The organism is Actinomadura sp. KC216 (genome assembly GCF_004348535.1).
Lineage (GTDB): Bacteria > Actinomycetota > Actinomycetes > Streptosporangiales > Streptosporangiaceae > Spirillospora.
Genome location: NZ_SMJX01000185.1, coordinates 1 through 16,284 on the forward strand (window position 1 = coordinate 1; position 16,284 = coordinate 16,284).

The window sequence follows — 16,284 nt, forward strand, 5'->3', positions numbered from 1 at the left end:
GACGGCAAGGGCCCGCCACAGCCCCGTAAGCCCGGGGACGGTCATCGTCGGGGTGTTCAGCCCCAGATGCCCGAGTTGCTGCGCTCGGCCTGCTGGTAGTTGTCGTTGGCGTCGCGGATCGCCAGGCCCAGCTGCGCCACCACGTTCTGCATGTCCTTGGCCGCGCCGTCCCACTGCTTCTGGAACACCCAGTACGCCTCCTGCGCCGAGCCCTCCCACTGGTTGAGCTTGGTGCGCAGCTTGCCCTCCAGGTCGTTCAGCTCGTCCATCAGCGCACGCGCGGCCTGGCTGAACTGCGCCTCACCCTCGGTCAGGCCCCCGAAATTGGCCCTGGTGTAACTCATGATTCTCCTTCTCCAGCCCTGGTCACCTAATCCGGATTACCCTCACGTGCTGCCGTTGAGCAGGGCCTGGACCTTGTTCACGGCCTGCTCGGACATCTCTTCCTTGGACTCGTAGGTGATCTTGGTCTGGACCAGGCTCTGGTGCATGCCCTCCAGCGCCCGCAGAACCTTGTTGAAGTCCTCGTTGAACCGGTTGAACACCGACTCGAAGGCCATGGAGGCATTACCCTCCCAGGCCGACCGGACCTGCTGCTTGTGACCCTCAAGCTGGGTCTGCAGGCCCTTGATGATGTTCGCGGACGCGTCGATGTCGTCCGCGGCCTGCTTCATCGCTGCTCTGTCGACGGCAGACTGCTGTCCCATCGGTCACCTCCAGTGACTCCGATCATGGGCCCGAGCGAAAAGCGATCCTTCGGGACACAGATGCCGGGCCACTCCCACCTGCCTCCCTTTTCGGCCGGCCTGTTTCGGACAGCACAAAAGGACATTGAGGCCTGATCGGCGGGGGGTCGCGCGACAGGATTCCCTCACCATAGGGTCCTGATGGACGATTGTCCACCCATTCCCTTACCAGTCCGACACGTCAGGACCAATTCTGTAATGGTCATGTCTCCTGGATGTCAGGCCTTCCCGTTCCTGATCAAGGAGTCGAAGAGCTCCACACCCGCAAAGAACGTTCCTACCTCCCCAAACGCGACTATTCGGGGTCACTCCACCGGCGGCAGGTGAGGGCTCGCGGATAGAGCGGCAGATGGGCGCGTGAGCAGGCCGTTGGCCCTTCCTGGGCACGGTGGAGACATAGCGCATAGAAGGCCATGAGTGCGGCAACACCGTCCAGAAGACGAGACCCGCCACCCGACCTGCGTCTTAACTTCGATCACGCGGACGGCGTGCGCCGACACATCTCTCCCGAGGCAGTGACCGATGGGCGCCCAGCGCGCAGTGGATCAGCTCGTCCCAGCGTCACCGCAGGTCGCTGTACATAGAAGCCAGATGATGTCGAGCGCGGCACCCGCGTCGCCACGATCGCATCATGGCCACGGAGTTGGCCGCCGTAGCCGCGGTTTCGTTCCGGTTACACGCGCTGCGGGGGCCAACGGACACCCGGTCGATGCAGTCACGTTCGGACCGAAACCACGACGCCAAGGTCCGCAGGGCGCGTCCGTCCGGGCCACAGCTCCACGCCCAGCGCGCTCGACCGCGAGGGGCATACACCCCCGCTCATCGCCCCTGCATCAGGTGGCACCTGCCGCTGCACCGGCCATGGGCGTACCGCTCAGCTCATCAGGCTCTGCTGCCTACAGCCGACGAAAGCCCGGTCTGTGCACCGTCGGCATGCTTCCTGGGCCATGCGAGCGCCGCCCGTGCACAGACGAGGTGGCGGCTCGGTCAGCTCGTGAGCCGATGGCAGGCCAAAATCCGCGACGCTTGGTCAGTCCAACGTGCGGTCAGCATGGCCTGGGCCTAACCGCCACAGCCGCCCCCCGCTGCCCTAACCGTAGGGGGGCCTGCGCGGAGCCGTTGCTGGTGGCTGTGGGGGGCTCAGGACGGGCTGTTAGCGCGGTGGGGGGCTGGGGCGGTTGCCCTCCTGCGGCCACTGCTGAGGCGGCGCATGCGGGGCGCCTCCGGGCTGCTGCGGCGGCTGGAACTGCGGGCGTTCCCCCATGGGCTGTCCGGGCTGGCCGCCCATGGATTGCCCGGCCATCGGCTGCCCCGCATGTGGCGGACCGGGCGGCTGCTGCTGCCCGAAGCCCGGGGGTGCGCCCGGGCCATAGCCCATGGGCGGCGGGGGCGGGCCAGAGCGTTTCCGGCGGGAGATGACGTACCAGATGACGCCCCCGATCGCGCCCACAATGAGGATCGCGCCGAGGACGATCGGGATGGGCGCAAGGCCGGCTTCGTGGTCACCAGCCCTCGGCGTGGTCGACTTGATGCCCTCCGGGTGATTGGCCTTCATCCAGCTGTCGAACTCGTCGAACACCGGGTTCGCGGTGCCCTTCGGCGCCTGGCCCGCGAGCGGCCGGTAGGGACGGATGATGCCGAACCCGGTCTCGTTGTCCCGGCCCTTCTCATGGATGTCCCGGGCGGACGCGATGAGCTGCCGCACGACCTCGCGGTTCTTCATGTCCGGATGCTTGGCTCGAATAAGCGCAATGGCACCGGACGTCAGCGCCGTCGCGGCGCTGGTCCCGCTACCGGTGTGGATCCGACCATCCTTGAAGATCACCGGGATGTCTTCACCTGGAGCGGCCACGGTCACGTACGGCTGGCGTTGAGTCTTCTCCCAAGGATTGAACTTCAGGTCGACCGCACCGACGGAAAGAACGCCCTTGCAGTTGGCCGGGGAACTGCTCGAGTTCGCCCCATCCCCGTCGTTGCCCGCGCCGGCCACGATGACGACGTCCTTGCCCAGCGCGTATGCGATGGATTCCTGCAGGTCGCGAGGGCATGGTCCGGCGACGGCCTGAGACAGGTTGATCACCTGAGCGCCTTTGTCGGCGGCAAAGCGAATGCCCTTGGTGTAGGCGGGGTTGCTTTGCGCGACGACCGGCAGGATCTTGACTTCTGGGGCGACCCCCAGCATTCCGGTGCCCCGGCCTTGTGCGGCGATCAGGGACGTCATCGCCGTCCCATGGCCGGGTGAGGAGCTGAAACGGTCGAGGTCTTCTCTGCCGTCCCCGGCACCGCCCTCAGCGTTCATGCCGGGCAGCACCACGCCTTGGAGTTCCGGCAGGTTCGCCTGGACGCCTGTGTCGATCACTGCGACCGTGACACCGTTGCCCTTGGTGATCGGCCAGAGGTGACTCTGCACGCCCCAGCTCTTGAACCACCATTCCTGCGGTAGCGGGTTGGGTGCGGCCGCCGCTGCGCCGGGCCAGGCGACTGCTCCGAAAACGAGCATGGCCAAGGCCGAGCTTGCGACCTTTCGACTCCGCCGCAGCATTTCGCACTCCTCGCCTAGGTAAGCGGTTCTACACAAAGCATCGGCAGACCAGGCGTCGCGCCTGGTCTGCCGATGCTGTCATGCTTCGCCACACGACGTCTCTGCGTCAGCCGATCACGGGTGGGGCCGTGTCATCGTCGCCGCCCCAGACGTCTTCGTCCTCGGTCAGCCACGTGCTGCGCTCGTGCTCGTTGCCGTCGCCGCCGCGACCGCCGGCGCCGGCGCCCATCGGCATTCCCATGCCGGTCATGCCGCCCTTGCCCATGCCGCCCCTGCCGGCGCCCATTGCGCCGGGGCCACCGAGCATGCCACCGGCACCGGTGCCGAGCCCGGCCGGGGCGCCGCCCAAGCCGCCCGCCCCCATGCTGGGAGCGCCACCGGGGCCACCTCCGGGCATGCCACCGCCGCCAAGGCCCGGACCACCGCCTGGGCCGCCACCGGGCAGGCTCGCAAGGTCCGTCCCGCCGCCGCCGGGGACGCCGCCCGGACCACCCGGAAGGTCGCCGGGGCCACCGGGGCCACCGGGAAGGTCACCGGGGCCACCAGGAGGGCGATCGCCGGGGCCTGGAGGGCCACCGGGCAAGTCGGGAGAACCCTTGGGAATGTCCGGGGAACCCTTGGGGATGTCACCGTTGGGGCTACCGGGGGGCGGGCCACCGCCGGGCATCTCGGGAGAACCCGGGGGCTTGCCCGTGTTGGGCGGAGGCTTTTCGTTGAAAACGTTGGGGTTCGTCGTCGGCATGTCCTGCCGGATGCCTTCGGGGAAGTTCTGGTTGGACTGTCTAGTGCCCTCGTGAATGGCATCCATGGCGTCGTCGGCCGCCATGTTGTTTCCGATAAAAGTGCTGACCGCGACGGGGCTGACAGCAATGTGCTTCATGCCCCAGTTGAACGTGTTGTTGACCCAGCTGTCCGTGGCGCTGCCGCTGCCGTACTGCTGCTTCCAGGTGGTCTGCTGATTACCGTGGGCCGTCAGCGCTTTGCTGGTCGTGTCGGCCCTGGTGTAGATTTCCTTCGCCTGCTGGAAGGCCTTGTCCATCTGGACCATGGCCTTGTTGGCGTCTTCGCCACCCCAAGCCTCGACCAGCCGCGTCGCCTGCTTGTAGATGAGGTTGACGGATGTATCCATCCGCGTGGCCATGTTCTTGTAGGCCAGCGCACCGCTGTGCATCTTGTCGGGCTGCATGGAATCGACAATTTTCCGAACCTTGTCGAAATTGTCTTTCCATACCGCGAGCTTGTTCCAGCCTCCGGTGCCCTCGTCACCATCCTGGATTTGGTCTACCCGAATCTTTTGCTGACCCACGGAAGGGCCCCCTTTCCGTACTCGTGGCTGGTCAGATGGCGCTGTTCGGGTTGCCGGCGGCCTCTACGCCGCGCTTGGAGGCGTCGTCAGCCTTGCGGTGGTTTCTGTTCGATGCCCGGAGGGCCTCGATCGTCTGCTCGTAGGCCGTGATGAACTGGTCGAAAGTGCCACCGATCTGATCGCGCGCCGCCGTGATCGTGCCGTACATGGTGCGGCCCGCCTGGTAGTCACCCATCGCGGCCTCGGGCGGCGTCTCCTGGGTGATCTTCCGGGAGTGGGTGGGGTACTTCTTGAGCTCGATCAGGTCCTTTTCGAGTTGCTTCACGATGTCGTCGAGCGTGTCGTGGTCGACCTTGATCTCTTTGCCCCCGGTGGGGGGCAGGTACTTGGGGTGACCCATGTCCTTACCTCCTAGTCAGCCTCTTGCCTCTTCGGCTGTCCGGGAGACAAGACGGCACCGATCCGAGCCGGTTCCACTTCGGCCAAGCCGGCCCTGGCCGTTCTCGACGGCCAGGGCCCGCCACAGCCCCGTAAGCCCGGGGACGGTCATCGTCGGGGTGTTCAGCCCCAGATGCCCGAGTTGCTGCGCTCGGCCTGCTGGTAGTTGTCGTTGGCGTCGCGGATCGCCAGGCCCAGCTGCGCCACCACGTTCTGCATGTCCTTGGCCGCGCCGTCCCACTGCTTCTGGAACACCCAGTACGCCTCCTGCGCCGAGCCCTCCCACTGGTTGAGCTTGGTGCGCAGCTTGCCCTCCAGGTCGTTCAGCTCGTCCATCAGCGCACGCGCGGCCTGGCTGAACTGCGCCTCACCCTCGGTCAGGCCCCCGAAATTGGCCCTGGTGTAACTCATGATTCTCCTTCTCCAGCCCTGGTCACCTAATCCGGATTACCCTCACGTGCTGCCGTTGAGCAGGGCCTGGACCTTGTTCACGGCCTGCTCGGACATCTCTTCCTTGGACTCGTAGGTGATCTTGGTCTGGACCAGGCTCTGGTGCATGCCCTCCAGCGCCCGCAGAACCTTGTTGAAGTCCTCGTTGAACCGGTTGAACACCGACTCGAAGGCCATGGAGGCATTACCCTCCCAGGCCGACCGGACCTGCTGCTTGTGACCCTCAAGCTGGGTCTGCAGGCCCTTGATGATGTTCGCGGACGCGTCGATGTCGTCCGCGGCCTGCTTCATCGCTGCTCTGTCGACGGCAGACTGCTGTCCCATCGGTCACCTCCAGTGACTCGTAGTCGTGACCCGCGAGGGTGATCTTTCGGAACACAGGTGCCGGGCCAACACCGCATGCCCCCGTTTCGGCAGCGCAAAAGCACCCTGTGGCCTGGACGGCGGGGGGTCGCACCGCAGAGTTCTCACTAGCATAGGATCTTCATCCACCAGTGTCCAACCATTCTCACCTGATAGAGACGCATTAGATCCCATTGCGGTTCGGACAAAGCACGGATCTTTTCAAATCAGTTCCCTGCCTGCGCGTTTGTCGGTTGCGAGGTGGACACCGCTTCCGGATCCAGCACCGGTCCCTGCGCGATCAGGTCCAGCACGCCGGCGGGCACCTTGGACGCGTCACCCGGCAATGAGTAACCGAGCTTCTCCGCCGTCTGCGGGTCCTTGATCGGGAACCGCTTGCCCTCGGCGACGAGGTAGTAGGTGTTCACCTGCTCGGCCTGTCCCGGGCTCGGGACGCGTCCGGCCAGGGCCCCGCTGCCGGGCGGGAAGGCGAGCTGGTCCGCGCCCTGCGGGCTGACGACCTCGGGCGGCGGGGGCAGATCGCCGTTGAGCGTCAGGACGGCGTCGCTGTCCCCGCTCGGGTCGCTGTAGAGGGCGCAGAGCGGGCTCGGCCCGCTGAGGGTGATGATGCTCGGCGCCTTCCCTTCCAGCTTCGGGTCCTGCAGCCGCTGCGCCGACCGTCCGAACGAGTTGACCTGGCCGGCGTCGATCGGTATCGGGCGGGCCGGGTTCGCGCCGTAGGCCTTGCGGGTCTGCGGGTCGGCGACCAGCAGGTCGCGCTGGATCGCGGTGATGGGGGCGAGCCCGTCCGCGAGGAGCACGAACGAGGAGGCCGCGCCGGACGCGGTGTTCAGGCTGAAGACCTGCCCGACCCGCGCGGCCCCGCCCGGGCCGTTCGCGGGCTGGCCGAGGCCGGGGACCCGCGGCGCGGCGAAGTCGGGGCCCTGCGACACCGAGTTCAGCCACTTGCCGGCGATCGGGGTGGCGGTCGCGCCGAGCGTGGTCAGCGCGTACGGCGGCATCCGCATCCGCATGTTGCGCCAGAGCAGCCAGTTCTGGTTGTCGGCGCTGACGACGATCGCCTGGTCGTCGCGCAGCGGGGTACCGCCGACCTTGCGGCCCGCGGTCAGCGTGACGAGCGGCTGGCGGCCGAGCGAGGTGCTCTCCACCGTCCGCACGCACACCGCCCACGGCGCCTTGGTCAGGTCGTCGGGTTCAGGAAGGGTGTTCGGCGCGCCCGGGATACCGATCGTAGGGCCACGCTCGAAATCCTTGAGGGACGCGCGGTTGACGGTCTTGCGGCTGCCCTTGTCGGCGCCGGCGACCAGCCGCGCCGACACGTAATTGCTGACCGGGCAGAGTTTTCCGTTCTCGCACCACACGTAGCGGGCGCCGGTCTCCTCTTCCACGATGAGCATTCCGGCCTTTTCCAGGCCGGTGGCGCCGCCGGGGCGGATGACGCCCCAGATGCCGAACGCGGCGCAGACCAGGATGCCGATCATGATGCCGCTGAACGCGGCGATGTTCATCCGGCGCAGCGGGAGCTCGGGGTTGTCCGGCTCGCCGGAGATCAGCGCGAGCGAGGCGCGCTGCGTCATCAGGCGGTGGGCCTGCAGCAGGTCCTTGCGAGTCTGCACGAGGCGCTCCTAACCGGCGAGTCCGCGCATGTACGCGAACAGCCCGCACTCCCCGAGCGCCAGCGGGATGAGGGCGATCAGCAGGAACATCTCCAGGATGTCGCCCGCCCGGCCCCAGAACGGCGACGGCCTGTGCCCGGGGAGCCAGAGGCCGACGCCGACCACGGTGGAGGCGAAGGCGATGAGCGGGACCAGCGCCAACGCCACCATCGTGACGGGCGAGGAGTCCCAGGACAGCCCGATCGCCAGCGTGCCGAGCCCCAGCATGCCGGGCACCAGCAGGTTCAGGCGCTGCGCGCGGCCGCGGAACAGCCGGGAGCGCAACAGAAGGAGGAGCGAGATGACGCCCGCGGTGGTCGGGCCGAGCCAGCCGTCGTCGAACGCCGAGGGGACGAGCCCGAGGTAGGCGATGACGCCGAGCCCGGCGGTGAAGCCGGTGATGAACCGGTTCGCCCGGCCGGTGCGGGTCAGCACCTGCTGCCCGTCCACCATGATCGTGTCGCGCCGCAGGTCTTCCGCGCTCTGCGGCACCGGCGGGAGCGTGACCTTGGAGAAGCGGAACGCCAGCGTCGGGGTCAGCGGAGTGATCATCATGGCGACCACCACCGTGACCGCGGCGATCCCGGCCGGGGACAGGTCCTCGAACAGCAGCGCGACGCTGGAGGCGATCGCGCCGAGGAGCCCGCCGAGGACGGCGCCCCAGAACACCGACGCGCCGCCGGTGACGCCGACGACGGCGATCACCGCGAACAGCACGAGGATGCCGAATCCTGCGAGGGTGTTGAGCGCGTCCAGGGCGGAGAAGGGGTCGTCGCGCGCCGGGCCGAGCAGGCCGGCGAGGAACGCGTGCGGCAGCGCCGCGAAGCCGAGCACGGTGCCCGCCTGCTCGTCGCCCGTGGACCGCGACACCGCCACCGCGCCCGCGATGAGCAGCAGGCCGGTCAGTCCCGCGGCGATGGAGGGGACGATCCAGGACGGCCCGGCCAGCAGCACGACGGCCGCGGCGACCACCGAGGCGCCTCCGCCGACCGAGAGCGAGAACTGCCGGGTCCATTCCGGGCGCCAGCGGTCGCGCCGGTCGCGGACCGCGGTCGCCACGACGTCGGGGACGTCATCGAACGCCAGCTCGGGCAGCTGGGACATGCCCGGCCGCAGATAGAGGACCTCGCCGTCGCGGAGGTTCGCCTGCGCGGGCGTCATTCCCCCGTCGAACGGGGCTTCGTCCAGCCGCTGCAGGACCCAGCCGCCGTGGGCGAGCCCGGCGTCGGCCATCTGCGCGCCGGAATAGTGCAGGATCGCCGGAAAGAACTGGGCGAACGGCACGTGCGCGGGGAGCGAGATATCGATGCGGCGCTTCGGGGCCACCACCGTGACCCTGCACAGCTCCGCTCCGGTGACTGAAGCCACTGTTCTTCCTCACATGTAGGCATGGCCCCTGGGGGAGCATCCGGACACCCGGCGAAACCGTAACAAGATGCATTGTGACATCACGGGGTACCGCACTGTTCCACCGCGGAAAGCACGGTAGCAGGATCACCAGCGCTCATTGCATACGGTTTGTCGTGCATCTGGCGACCACCTGTCATGATTGGAGCGAACCAGCCGGACGTCCGGCCATGTCGGTCGGCCGCCGAGCCCGCGGCACCGCGAGATCCGGTGCCGTGTCCGACGCCGGTGACGGGGGTTATCCCGGCGCCGCTCCCCAGAACGGAGGCACCGATTGGGTGAGAACCGAGTCGCGCAGGCCCTGAACGGGCCCAGCCCGTCCCCCGCGCCGACCACGTCCGGAAACGGGCCCCAGAACGGCACGCCGTCCCCCTCCCCGCAGACGTCGCCCTCCCCGCAGTCGTCGCCGAACGGCGGCGGCAAGTCGAGCGGTGAGGTGCGCTTCTCCCCGGACGAGCTGAAGAAGCTGGGCGCCGCCGTCGAGAAGGAGCTCATGGACCTGTTCAAGCAGGCGCGGAACGAGCTCAACGCCGAACCCCGCGACGCCCAGCCGGACACCTACACCATGTTCGCCATCGAGGCCGCGCTGACCTACACGCAGATGATCGAGTTCGCCGACCAGGACCTCATCGACAAGAGCAAGCACGCCATGGAGATCAACGACAAGCTCATCAAGACGGCCGGCATCCAGGACGAGGCCGAGCGCATGTCGACGCTGGAGGGGATCTGATGTCGGCCGGTGCACTCGACGCGGCGGAGGGCCTGGCGAAGGCGGCCTTCTTTGAATCCCTCTGGGTCGCGGTCGTGATCCCTGCGGCGATCCCGATCGTGCCGATCCTCTACCAGGCCCAGGGGAACCCGGGCAAGCTGTGGCGGGCCGCCGACGGCTGGAAGGACATGGTCGACAAGCTGGAGCAGTCCCAGCAGAAGATCGAGGAGCTGACGCGCCGCGTCGCCAAGAGCGAGTGGGCCGGCGACGACCGCGACGCCTTCGAAGGCAAGATGGACGACTACTCCGCCCAGCTCGACTTCGCCATCGTCATGGCCTGGTCGGTGATCGTGGCGCTGTACATCCTGGCCGTCATCATCGCCGTCTTCATCTACATGGCGTTCATCATCATGACGCTGCTGGCGATCTTCGCGACGGCCATCTGCATCGCCGCCGGGACGATCGTCGGCGCGCCCGCCGCGCTGCAGTTGGAGGCGCAGGCGAACCAGTTCGCCGCCATGGCCTACAAGGTGCTCAACGTCAGTTCGACGGTCATCGAGATGGTCTCGAAGGGCGCCGCCATCGCCTGGGGCCTCTTCCTCACCACCAACATGATCGGGCAGCTGTTCAAGGGCAACTCCGACGTCTTCGCCACCTTCGGGAAGGCGACCCTGAACGGCGTGGACGACATGCTCAAGGGCGCGCTCGCCTACCTGCTGACCAAGCGGACCGCCGGGGTCTTCGGGGCGAATCCGGCCACCTCCCTGGGCGTTCCGCTCAGCTCGCGGGTCGGGGCGATGACGACGGCCGAGAAGTTCGCCGGAACGCTGATGTCGGCCGACACCCTCAACGGGAGCAACATCCTCGGCATCCCGTTCTCGGGGATCGGGAACTCGTACGGCAGCGAGGACGGCGACGGGGACGGAAGGCCCGACGGGCACAAGTACGTGGACGACACCCAGCCTCACCGCTGACGTCCAGGACGACGCGCGGCGCTGCGCCCCTGCCATTCAGGAGCGCGGCGCATGCCGTCTGTCAAAGGGACGGTGCAGGCCGTCTCTCAGAGGGGCTGTTTCTCAGGACGACGGAGCCTGTCCTCTTTCCGCCCTCGCGCGGGTCCGCTGCCGGTAGGACGTGTAGGCCAGCACCGTGATGACCAGCAGCATGATCAAGGGGCCGGAGATCAGCCGGAGCGTGAGTTTCGCGGCGTGCGACGTGGAGGCGCGCACCTGAACGGTCCGCCCCACGTCGCCGTTTCCGGCGCCCGCGACCTTGCCGCGAGCCTCACGGCCGTTTGGGAGCGTCCAGCGTCCGGTACAGGAGAGCGGCTGCCTGCCGGGGTCGACGCAGCGTTCCACGACCGCCTTCGTCGACGTGCCCGTGGCGTACCACCAGAGCGGCTGCGACAGGTATACGCAGCCCACCACGATGCCGACCCCCAGGAACGCGAACGTGGACTTCTTCTGAAGGTCGCCGCGGTTTCTCAGCTGGTTCAGGTTCATGTGCCGGGCCGCCGGTCGGGGTCGGACACCGAGGGGTCGCCTTCGAGATACCTGACCCACCGGGGCAGGATGCGCCGCGGCGGGTAGATGGCGTAGACGCCGGCGACGAGCAGGCAGAGCATCGCGAGGACGAGGCCGGCGGCCCCCAGCGCGATCGGTATCGGGTCGAACAGGGCGTCCAGGCCCACCAGGACGCCCATGAAGAAGACCGCGGCCGTGAACCACGGCACCGCCAGCGGCATGAATTTCATCTTGTAGCGGTCCGGGTACCACGACCGCCACCGGCCCGAGTACGCGAGCCCCCCGCCGACCGTGGCGCCGGCGAGGACGAGCCCCAGGAAGACCAGGGCGAGGATCCTGAGACCGGTGTCGTCGGACGCGCCGTCCTGCGACAGCACACCGCCGGCGACCCCGGCGACCCCGGCGACCGCCGCGTGGGCGTTCACCGGCCGGTGTCCCGGATGCCGAGTTTGCGCTGGAGCTCCTCCATCATCTGCTCGGACCTCCGCCCGGCGTCCTTGAAGATGTCCTGCATGTCGGTGAGCGACTTCTTCAGCGCGTCCTGGTTCTTGAGGGCGTCGAGCGGGTTGCCCTCGTCGCCGTAGGTCCCGGCGGTGAGCTCCTGCACCTGGGCGTCGAGGTCCTGCCGGGCGAGGCGGGCGGTCTCCTGGATCGCGGCCGCCAGCTCTTCCGAGCCCATCCGCATCGCCCTCGGGTCGATCTTGATTTCGGAGAGCGGATCCTGCGCGGTGCTGACCACGCTGACGCGGCCGTCGGGTGTCTCCGCCCGCCCTTTGAGATCGGCCATTTGTTCCCGGACCGCAGCGAGCTTGGCCATTCGCTCCTGCGACTGGCGCATTAGGGCTTCGAGGTCGACGCCGTCCGGTCCGAACATCTTCTGTCTCCGTGTTCCATGATCGTCCGTTGGGATTGCGAAGGGTGTTCCGTTAGTGAAGGTAGACCCTATCCCTTGGTTCAGGTCACCATTGATAGCGTCCGTTGGGCCGCGGCCCGGCGGCCCAAAAGCCGCGGCCATGAACTTTTCCGTATGATGTCGGGGCCTGTGACGTTTGACTGCCAGGAGGGGAGCCCAGTCCAGTGAGCACGGTACTGGTCCGGCGCAAGGAACGCCGCAAGCCGCCCGAGATGCCTCGGGGGGAGGTCCTGCTCGAATCCCCGCCCGAGCTGCCCGAGGTCTCCACCGACGGCTTCCGCAACGTGCTCACCTTCCTGCCGATGGCGGCGGGGTCAGGCGCGATGGCGTTCATGTTCCTCAACCCCAACTCCAACCCGCTGCAGATGGTGGCGGGCGGGATGATGGGCCTGTCGATGTTCGGCATGATGTTCAGCCAGGTCGGCCAGCGCTCCGGTGAGCGCAAGTCGAAGCTGAACGCCGAGCGACGCGACTACCTGCGCTACCTCGGGCAGGTCAGGACGAAGGTGCGCAAGGCCGCCTCCCAGCAGCGCGAGGCACTGGAATGGTACAACCCGGACCCGTCGCGGCTGTGGTCGATCGCGATGAGCTCCCGGCTGTGGGAGCGGCGTCCGGAGGACGGCGACTTCGGCCAGGTGCGGATCGGCGCCGGGCCGCAGCGGCTCGCCGTCCAGCTGGTCGCCCCCGAGACCAAGCCGGTCGAGGACCTTGAGCCGATGAGCGCGGGCGCCCTCCGCCGGTTCATCCGGACGCACTCGACCGTCCCGGCGCTCCCCGTCGCCATCAACCTCCGCTCGTTCTCCCGCGTATTTCTTTCCGGCGACGTGACGGCGGGCCGGGCGATGCTGCGCGCCATGCTGATGCAGACGGCCGCGTTCCACTCCCCCGACGACGTGCAGATCAGCATCTGCTCCTCGCAGGAGCACCTTCAGTACTGGGACTGGGCGAAGTGGCTGCCGCACGCGCTGCACCCCACCGAGTACGACGCCGCCGGGCAGGTCCGGCTGATCGCGCCGACGATGTCGGAGCTCGAGGTCATGCTCGGCCAGGAGGTCAAGGACCGGTCCCGGTTCGTCGCCGGGCGCCCGTCCGGCGAGCTGCCGCTGCACATCGTCGTGGTGGACGGCGGCATGGCGTCCTATGACTCGCAGCTCGCCGCCGACGGCATCGAGGGCGTCTGCGTCATCGACCTCGGCCAGACCGTCGGGCACACCTCCGAGGCGGGCACGCTGCGGCTGAACGTGTCCCGCGACCGGGTCGTCATGCTGAAGAAGGACCGCACCGGCAAGGACGTCCCGTCCCCCATCGGCACGCCCGACAAGGTGAACATCCCCCAGGCGGAGAGCCTCGCCCGCCAGCTGTCGCCGTTCCGCAGCAGCCAGAGCGACACCGAGGTCGAAGAGGACGTCCTGTCCGGCAACATGACGCTGACGTCGCTGCTCGGCGTCGAGAACCCGTACGCGGTGGACCCGGCACGCGTCTGGCGGCCGCGCGCCCAGCGCAACCGGTTCCGGGTGCCGATCGGGCTGGACGCCGACGGGCGGCCGATCGAACTCGACATCAAGGAGTCGGCGCAGGGCGGCATGGGCCCGCACGGCCTGTGCATCGGCGCGACCGGTTCCGGTAAGTCGGAGCTGCTGCGCACGCTGGTGCTCGGCCTCGCCATGACGCACGCGCCCGACATCCTCAACTTCGTCCTCGTCGACTTCAAGGGCGGCGCGACGTTCCTCGGGATGGAGGGCCTGGAGCACGTCTCCGCCATCATCACCAACCTGGAGGACGAGCTCCCCCTGGTCGACCGCATGTACGACGCGCTGCACGGCGAGATGGTGCGGCGGCAGGAGTACCTGCGGGCCATGGGCAACTACGCCTCGCTGCGCGACTACGAGAAGGCCCGGCTGGACGGCGCCGACCTGCCGCCGATGCCGACGCTGTTCCTCGTCCTGGACGAGTTCTCCGAGCTGCTGTCCGCCAAGCCCGACTTCGCCGAGCTGTTCGTCATGATCGGGCGCCTCGGCCGGTCGCTCGGCGTGCACCTGCTCCTCGCCTCGCAGCGCCTGGAGGAGGGCAAGCTGCGCGGGCTGGACACGCACCTGTCGTACCGGATCGGCCTGCGGACGTTCTCGGCGATGGAGTCGCGGGTCGTCCTCGGCGTTCCCGACGCCTACGAGCTGCCGCCCGCGCCCGGCAACGGGTACCTGAAGTTCGCGACCGAGCCGATGGTGCGGTTCAAGGCGGCGTACGTGTCGGGTCCGGTGGACGAGCAGCCGAACCAGCAGGAGAGCAACCAGCAGCGCGGCCAGGTCGCCACGCAGCTCGTCCCGTACCTGCCGGGCTACATCCAGCCGCAGGTCATCGAGCAGCAGCAGCCGGAGCAGGAGCAGCGGCCGGAGGAGAACAAGAACCAGGCGTCGCTGTTCGACGTGGTCGTCGGGCAGCTGGCCGGGCACGGCGCGAAGGCGCACCAGATCTGGCTGCCGCCGCTGGACGACCCGCCCGCGCTGAACCACATGATGCCGCAGCTCCAGGTGACCCCGGAGTACGGCCTGACCACGGCCGGCTGGGAGGGCCGCGGCAAGCTCTACGCGATGGCCGGCATCGTCGACAAGCCGTTCCACCAGCGCCGCGACCCGTACTGGCTGGAGCTGTCGGGCGGCGCCGGGCACGTCGGCATCGCGGGCGGCCCGCAGAGCGGGAAGTCCACCACGATCCGCACGCTGATGGCGTCGCTCGCGCTGTCCCACACCCCGGCCGAGGTGCAGTTCTACTGCCTCGACTTCGGTGGCGGCGCGCTCGCCTCGATGTCCGACCTGCCGCATGTCGGCGGTATCGCCACCCGGCTGGACGCCGACCGCGTCCGCCGGACGGTCGCCGAGGTCAGCGGGCTGCTGGAGCAGCGGGAGCGGGAGTTCGCCGAGCGCGGCATCGACGGGATCGCGACCTACCGGCGGATGCGCGCGTCCGGCGAGCACCCCGGCGACGGCTACGGCGACGTGTTCCTGGTCGTCGACAACTGGCTCACGCTCCGCCAGGACTACGAGGCGATCCAGGACACCATCACCCAGCTCGCCGCCCGCGGCCTCGGTTACGGCATCCACGTCATCGCCTCGTCGAACAAGTGGACGGAGTTCCGCAGCAACGTCCGCGACCTGTTCGGCACCAAGCTGGAGCTGCGGCTCGGCGACCCCTACGAGTCGGAGATCGACCGCAAGCTCGCCGACAACGTCCCGGAGGGGCGTCCCGGGCGCGGCCTGTCACGTGACGGCTTCCACTTCCTCACCGCCGTCCCCCGGATCGACGGCGGCGGCGCCGACGAGTCGCTGAACGACGGCGTCCTCAAGATGTGCCAGGCGATCGCCGAGAACTGGTCGGGCCCGCGCGCACCGCAGGTCCGGATGCTCCCGGAGGTCCTGCCGGTGTCGGAGCTGCCTTCCCCGGCCGAGACGGGAATGCGCATCCCGATCGGGATCGACGAGGAGTCCCTGTCCCCCGTCTACCTCGACTTCACGCAGGACCCGCACTTCCTGCTGATCGGCGACGCCGAGTGCGGCAAGTCCAACCTGCTGCGGCACATCACCACCGGCATCACCAGCCGCTACACCCCGGAGCAGGCCCGGATCATCTTCATCGACTACGGCCGCTCGCTCCTCGACGTCGCGAACACCGAGCACCAGATCGGCTTCGGCGCCTCGGCACCGGCCGCGACGTCGCTGGTCAACGATGTCCGGGGCGCGATGATGCAGCGGCTCCCACCGGCCGACCTGACCCCGGACCAGCTCCGCTCCCGCTCCTGGTGGACGGGCGCGGACCTGTTCCTCATCATCGACGACTACGAGATGGTCGCGACGTCCGACAACCCGCTGCGCCCCCTCGTCGAGCTGCTCCCGCAGGCCCGCGACATCGGACTGCACATCATCCTGGCCCGCGCCATGGGCGGCGCCGGCCGCGGCATGTTCGACCCGGCCATCACCCGCATCAAGGAGATGGCCTCCCCCGGCCTGCTCATGTCCGGCAACAAGGACGAGGGCATCCTCCTCGGCAACATCAAGCCCCACAAGCTGCCCCCGGGCCGCGGCTACCACATCGACCGCCGCACCGGCACCCGCCTGATCCAGACCGCCCACCGCAACGACACTCCTCAGTGACCTAGAGCAGGTCGAAGAACGCCGGAAGCCCGTCCCCCAGCACGAGGGGGCGGGCTTCCGTCATCAAGCGGGTCTACGCCATCAACC

15 protein-coding genes are annotated in these 16,284 nt (G+C 68.4%); 3 read left to right on the top strand and 12 right to left on the bottom strand.

Annotated features, from left to right (window positions below; translation table 11 throughout):
* Positions 1–56: 56 nt before the first annotated feature.
* The 9 genes from E1264_RS27250 to eccD all read right to left on the bottom strand — a co-directional run bounded on the left by E1264_RS27250 (position 57) and on the right by eccD (position 8,868).
* The gene (locus E1264_RS27250) at positions 57–344 is read right to left on the bottom strand and encodes a WXG100 family type VII secretion target (protein ID WP_132178298.1); all 288 of its coding nucleotides are present in this window, start codon (positions 342–344) and stop codon (positions 57–59) included.
* A gap of 42 nt (positions 345–386) precedes the next feature.
* Positions 387–707 carry a WXG100 family type VII secretion target gene (locus E1264_RS27255; RefSeq protein ID WP_132178299.1) on the bottom strand — a complete coding sequence of 107 codons (321 nt, stop codon included), beginning with the start codon at positions 705–707 and terminating at the stop codon, positions 387–389.
* Positions 708–1,899: 1,192 nt separating this feature from the next.
* Complete coding sequence (locus tag E1264_RS27260) at positions 1,900–3,288, bottom strand: S8 family serine peptidase (protein WP_132178300.1); 1,389 nt, start codon at positions 3,286–3,288, stop codon at positions 1,900–1,902.
* A 106-nt stretch (positions 3,289–3,394) separates the two neighbouring features.
* Positions 3,395–4,594 (bottom strand): hypothetical protein, encoded by a 1,200-nt coding sequence (locus tag E1264_RS27265; protein ID WP_132178301.1) that lies wholly within the window; start codon positions 4,592–4,594, stop codon positions 3,395–3,397.
* Between the two features lie 31 nt (positions 4,595–4,625).
* Positions 4,626–4,994, bottom strand: coding sequence for a hypothetical protein (locus E1264_RS27270; protein WP_132178302.1), 369 nt, complete (start codon positions 4,992–4,994; stop codon positions 4,626–4,628).
* A gap of 161 nt (positions 4,995–5,155) precedes the next feature.
* Complete coding sequence (locus tag E1264_RS27275) at positions 5,156–5,443, bottom strand: WXG100 family type VII secretion target (protein WP_132178298.1); 288 nt, start codon at positions 5,441–5,443, stop codon at positions 5,156–5,158.
* 42 nt (positions 5,444–5,485) lie between these two features.
* A complete protein-coding gene (locus E1264_RS27280) occupies positions 5,486–5,806 on the bottom strand; it encodes a WXG100 family type VII secretion target (RefSeq protein WP_132178299.1) in 321 nt (106 codons plus the stop codon).
* Positions 5,807–6,051: 245 nt separating this feature from the next.
* Positions 6,052–7,461, bottom strand: a complete 1,410-nt coding sequence (eccB, locus tag E1264_RS27285; protein ID WP_132178303.1) for a type VII secretion protein EccB — start codon at positions 7,459–7,461, stop codon at positions 6,052–6,054.
* Positions 7,462–7,470: 9 nt separating this feature from the next.
* Positions 7,471–8,868 (bottom strand): type VII secretion integral membrane protein EccD, encoded by a 1,398-nt coding sequence (eccD, locus tag E1264_RS27290; protein WP_132178304.1) that lies wholly within the window; start codon positions 8,866–8,868, stop codon positions 7,471–7,473.
* A 313-nt stretch (positions 8,869–9,181) separates the two neighbouring features.
* Between eccD and E1264_RS27295 the strand changes: the two genes are divergently transcribed.
* Positions 9,182–9,637, top strand: a complete 456-nt coding sequence (locus E1264_RS27295; RefSeq protein ID WP_132178305.1) for a hypothetical protein — start codon at positions 9,182–9,184, stop codon at positions 9,635–9,637.
* Positions 9,637–10,590, top strand: a complete 954-nt coding sequence (locus E1264_RS27300; RefSeq protein WP_132178306.1) for a hypothetical protein — start codon at positions 9,637–9,639, stop codon at positions 10,588–10,590. The genes E1264_RS27295 and E1264_RS27300 overlap by 1 nt, the downstream gene beginning before the upstream one ends.
* A 102-nt stretch (positions 10,591–10,692) precedes the next feature.
* Here E1264_RS27300 and E1264_RS27305 read toward each other — a convergent pair whose 3' ends face one another.
* From E1264_RS27305 to E1264_RS27315, 3 genes are read right to left on the bottom strand one after another with little or no spacing between them, the layout of a single operon-like run.
* Positions 10,693–11,118 (bottom strand): hypothetical protein, encoded by a 426-nt coding sequence (locus E1264_RS27305; protein ID WP_132178307.1) that lies wholly within the window; start codon positions 11,116–11,118, stop codon positions 10,693–10,695.
* Entirely contained in the window at positions 11,115–11,564 is a 450-nt protein-coding gene (locus E1264_RS27310; protein ID WP_132178308.1) for a hypothetical protein, read from the bottom strand. Before E1264_RS27310 ends, E1264_RS27305 begins: the two co-directional genes overlap by 4 nt.
* Positions 11,561–12,013, bottom strand: coding sequence for a YbaB/EbfC family nucleoid-associated protein (locus E1264_RS27315; RefSeq protein ID WP_165964402.1), 453 nt, complete (start codon positions 12,011–12,013; stop codon positions 11,561–11,563). Before E1264_RS27315 ends, E1264_RS27310 begins: the two co-directional genes overlap by 4 nt.
* A 203-nt stretch (positions 12,014–12,216) precedes the next feature.
* Here E1264_RS27315 and eccCa point away from each other — a divergent pair, with 203 nt between their 5' ends.
* Positions 12,217–16,197 (top strand): type VII secretion protein EccCa, encoded by a 3,981-nt coding sequence (gene eccCa / locus E1264_RS27320; RefSeq protein ID WP_132178310.1) that lies wholly within the window; start codon positions 12,217–12,219, stop codon positions 16,195–16,197.
* Positions 16,198–16,284 lie beyond the last annotated feature (87 nt).

Excerpts from the sequence above, each read along its gene's own strand:
- E1264_RS27250 (WP_132178298.1), bottom strand. The coding sequence starts at position 344 with ATGAGTTACACCAGGGCCAATTTCGGGGGCCTGACCGAGGGTGAGGCG.
- E1264_RS27255 (WP_132178299.1), bottom strand. The coding sequence starts at position 707 with ATGGGACAGCAGTCTGCCGTCGACAGAGCAGCGATGAAGCAGGCCGCG.
- E1264_RS27260 (WP_132178300.1), bottom strand. The coding sequence starts at position 3,288 with ATGCTGCGGCGGAGTCGAAAGGTCGCAAGCTCGGCCTTGGCCATGCTC.
- E1264_RS27270 (WP_132178302.1), bottom strand. The coding sequence starts at position 4,994 with ATGGGTCACCCCAAGTACCTGCCCCCCACCGGGGGCAAAGAGATCAAG.
- E1264_RS27275 (WP_132178298.1), bottom strand. The coding sequence starts at position 5,443 with ATGAGTTACACCAGGGCCAATTTCGGGGGCCTGACCGAGGGTGAGGCG.
- E1264_RS27280 (WP_132178299.1), bottom strand. The coding sequence starts at position 5,806 with ATGGGACAGCAGTCTGCCGTCGACAGAGCAGCGATGAAGCAGGCCGCG.
- E1264_RS27300 (WP_132178306.1), top strand. The coding sequence starts at position 9,637 with ATGTCGGCCGGTGCACTCGACGCGGCGGAGGGCCTGGCGAAGGCGGCC.
- E1264_RS27305 (WP_132178307.1), bottom strand. The coding sequence starts at position 11,118 with ATGAACCTGAACCAGCTGAGAAACCGCGGCGACCTTCAGAAGAAGTCC.
- E1264_RS27315 (WP_165964402.1), bottom strand. The coding sequence starts at position 12,013 with ATGTTCGGACCGGACGGCGTCGACCTCGAAGCCCTAATGCGCCAGTCG.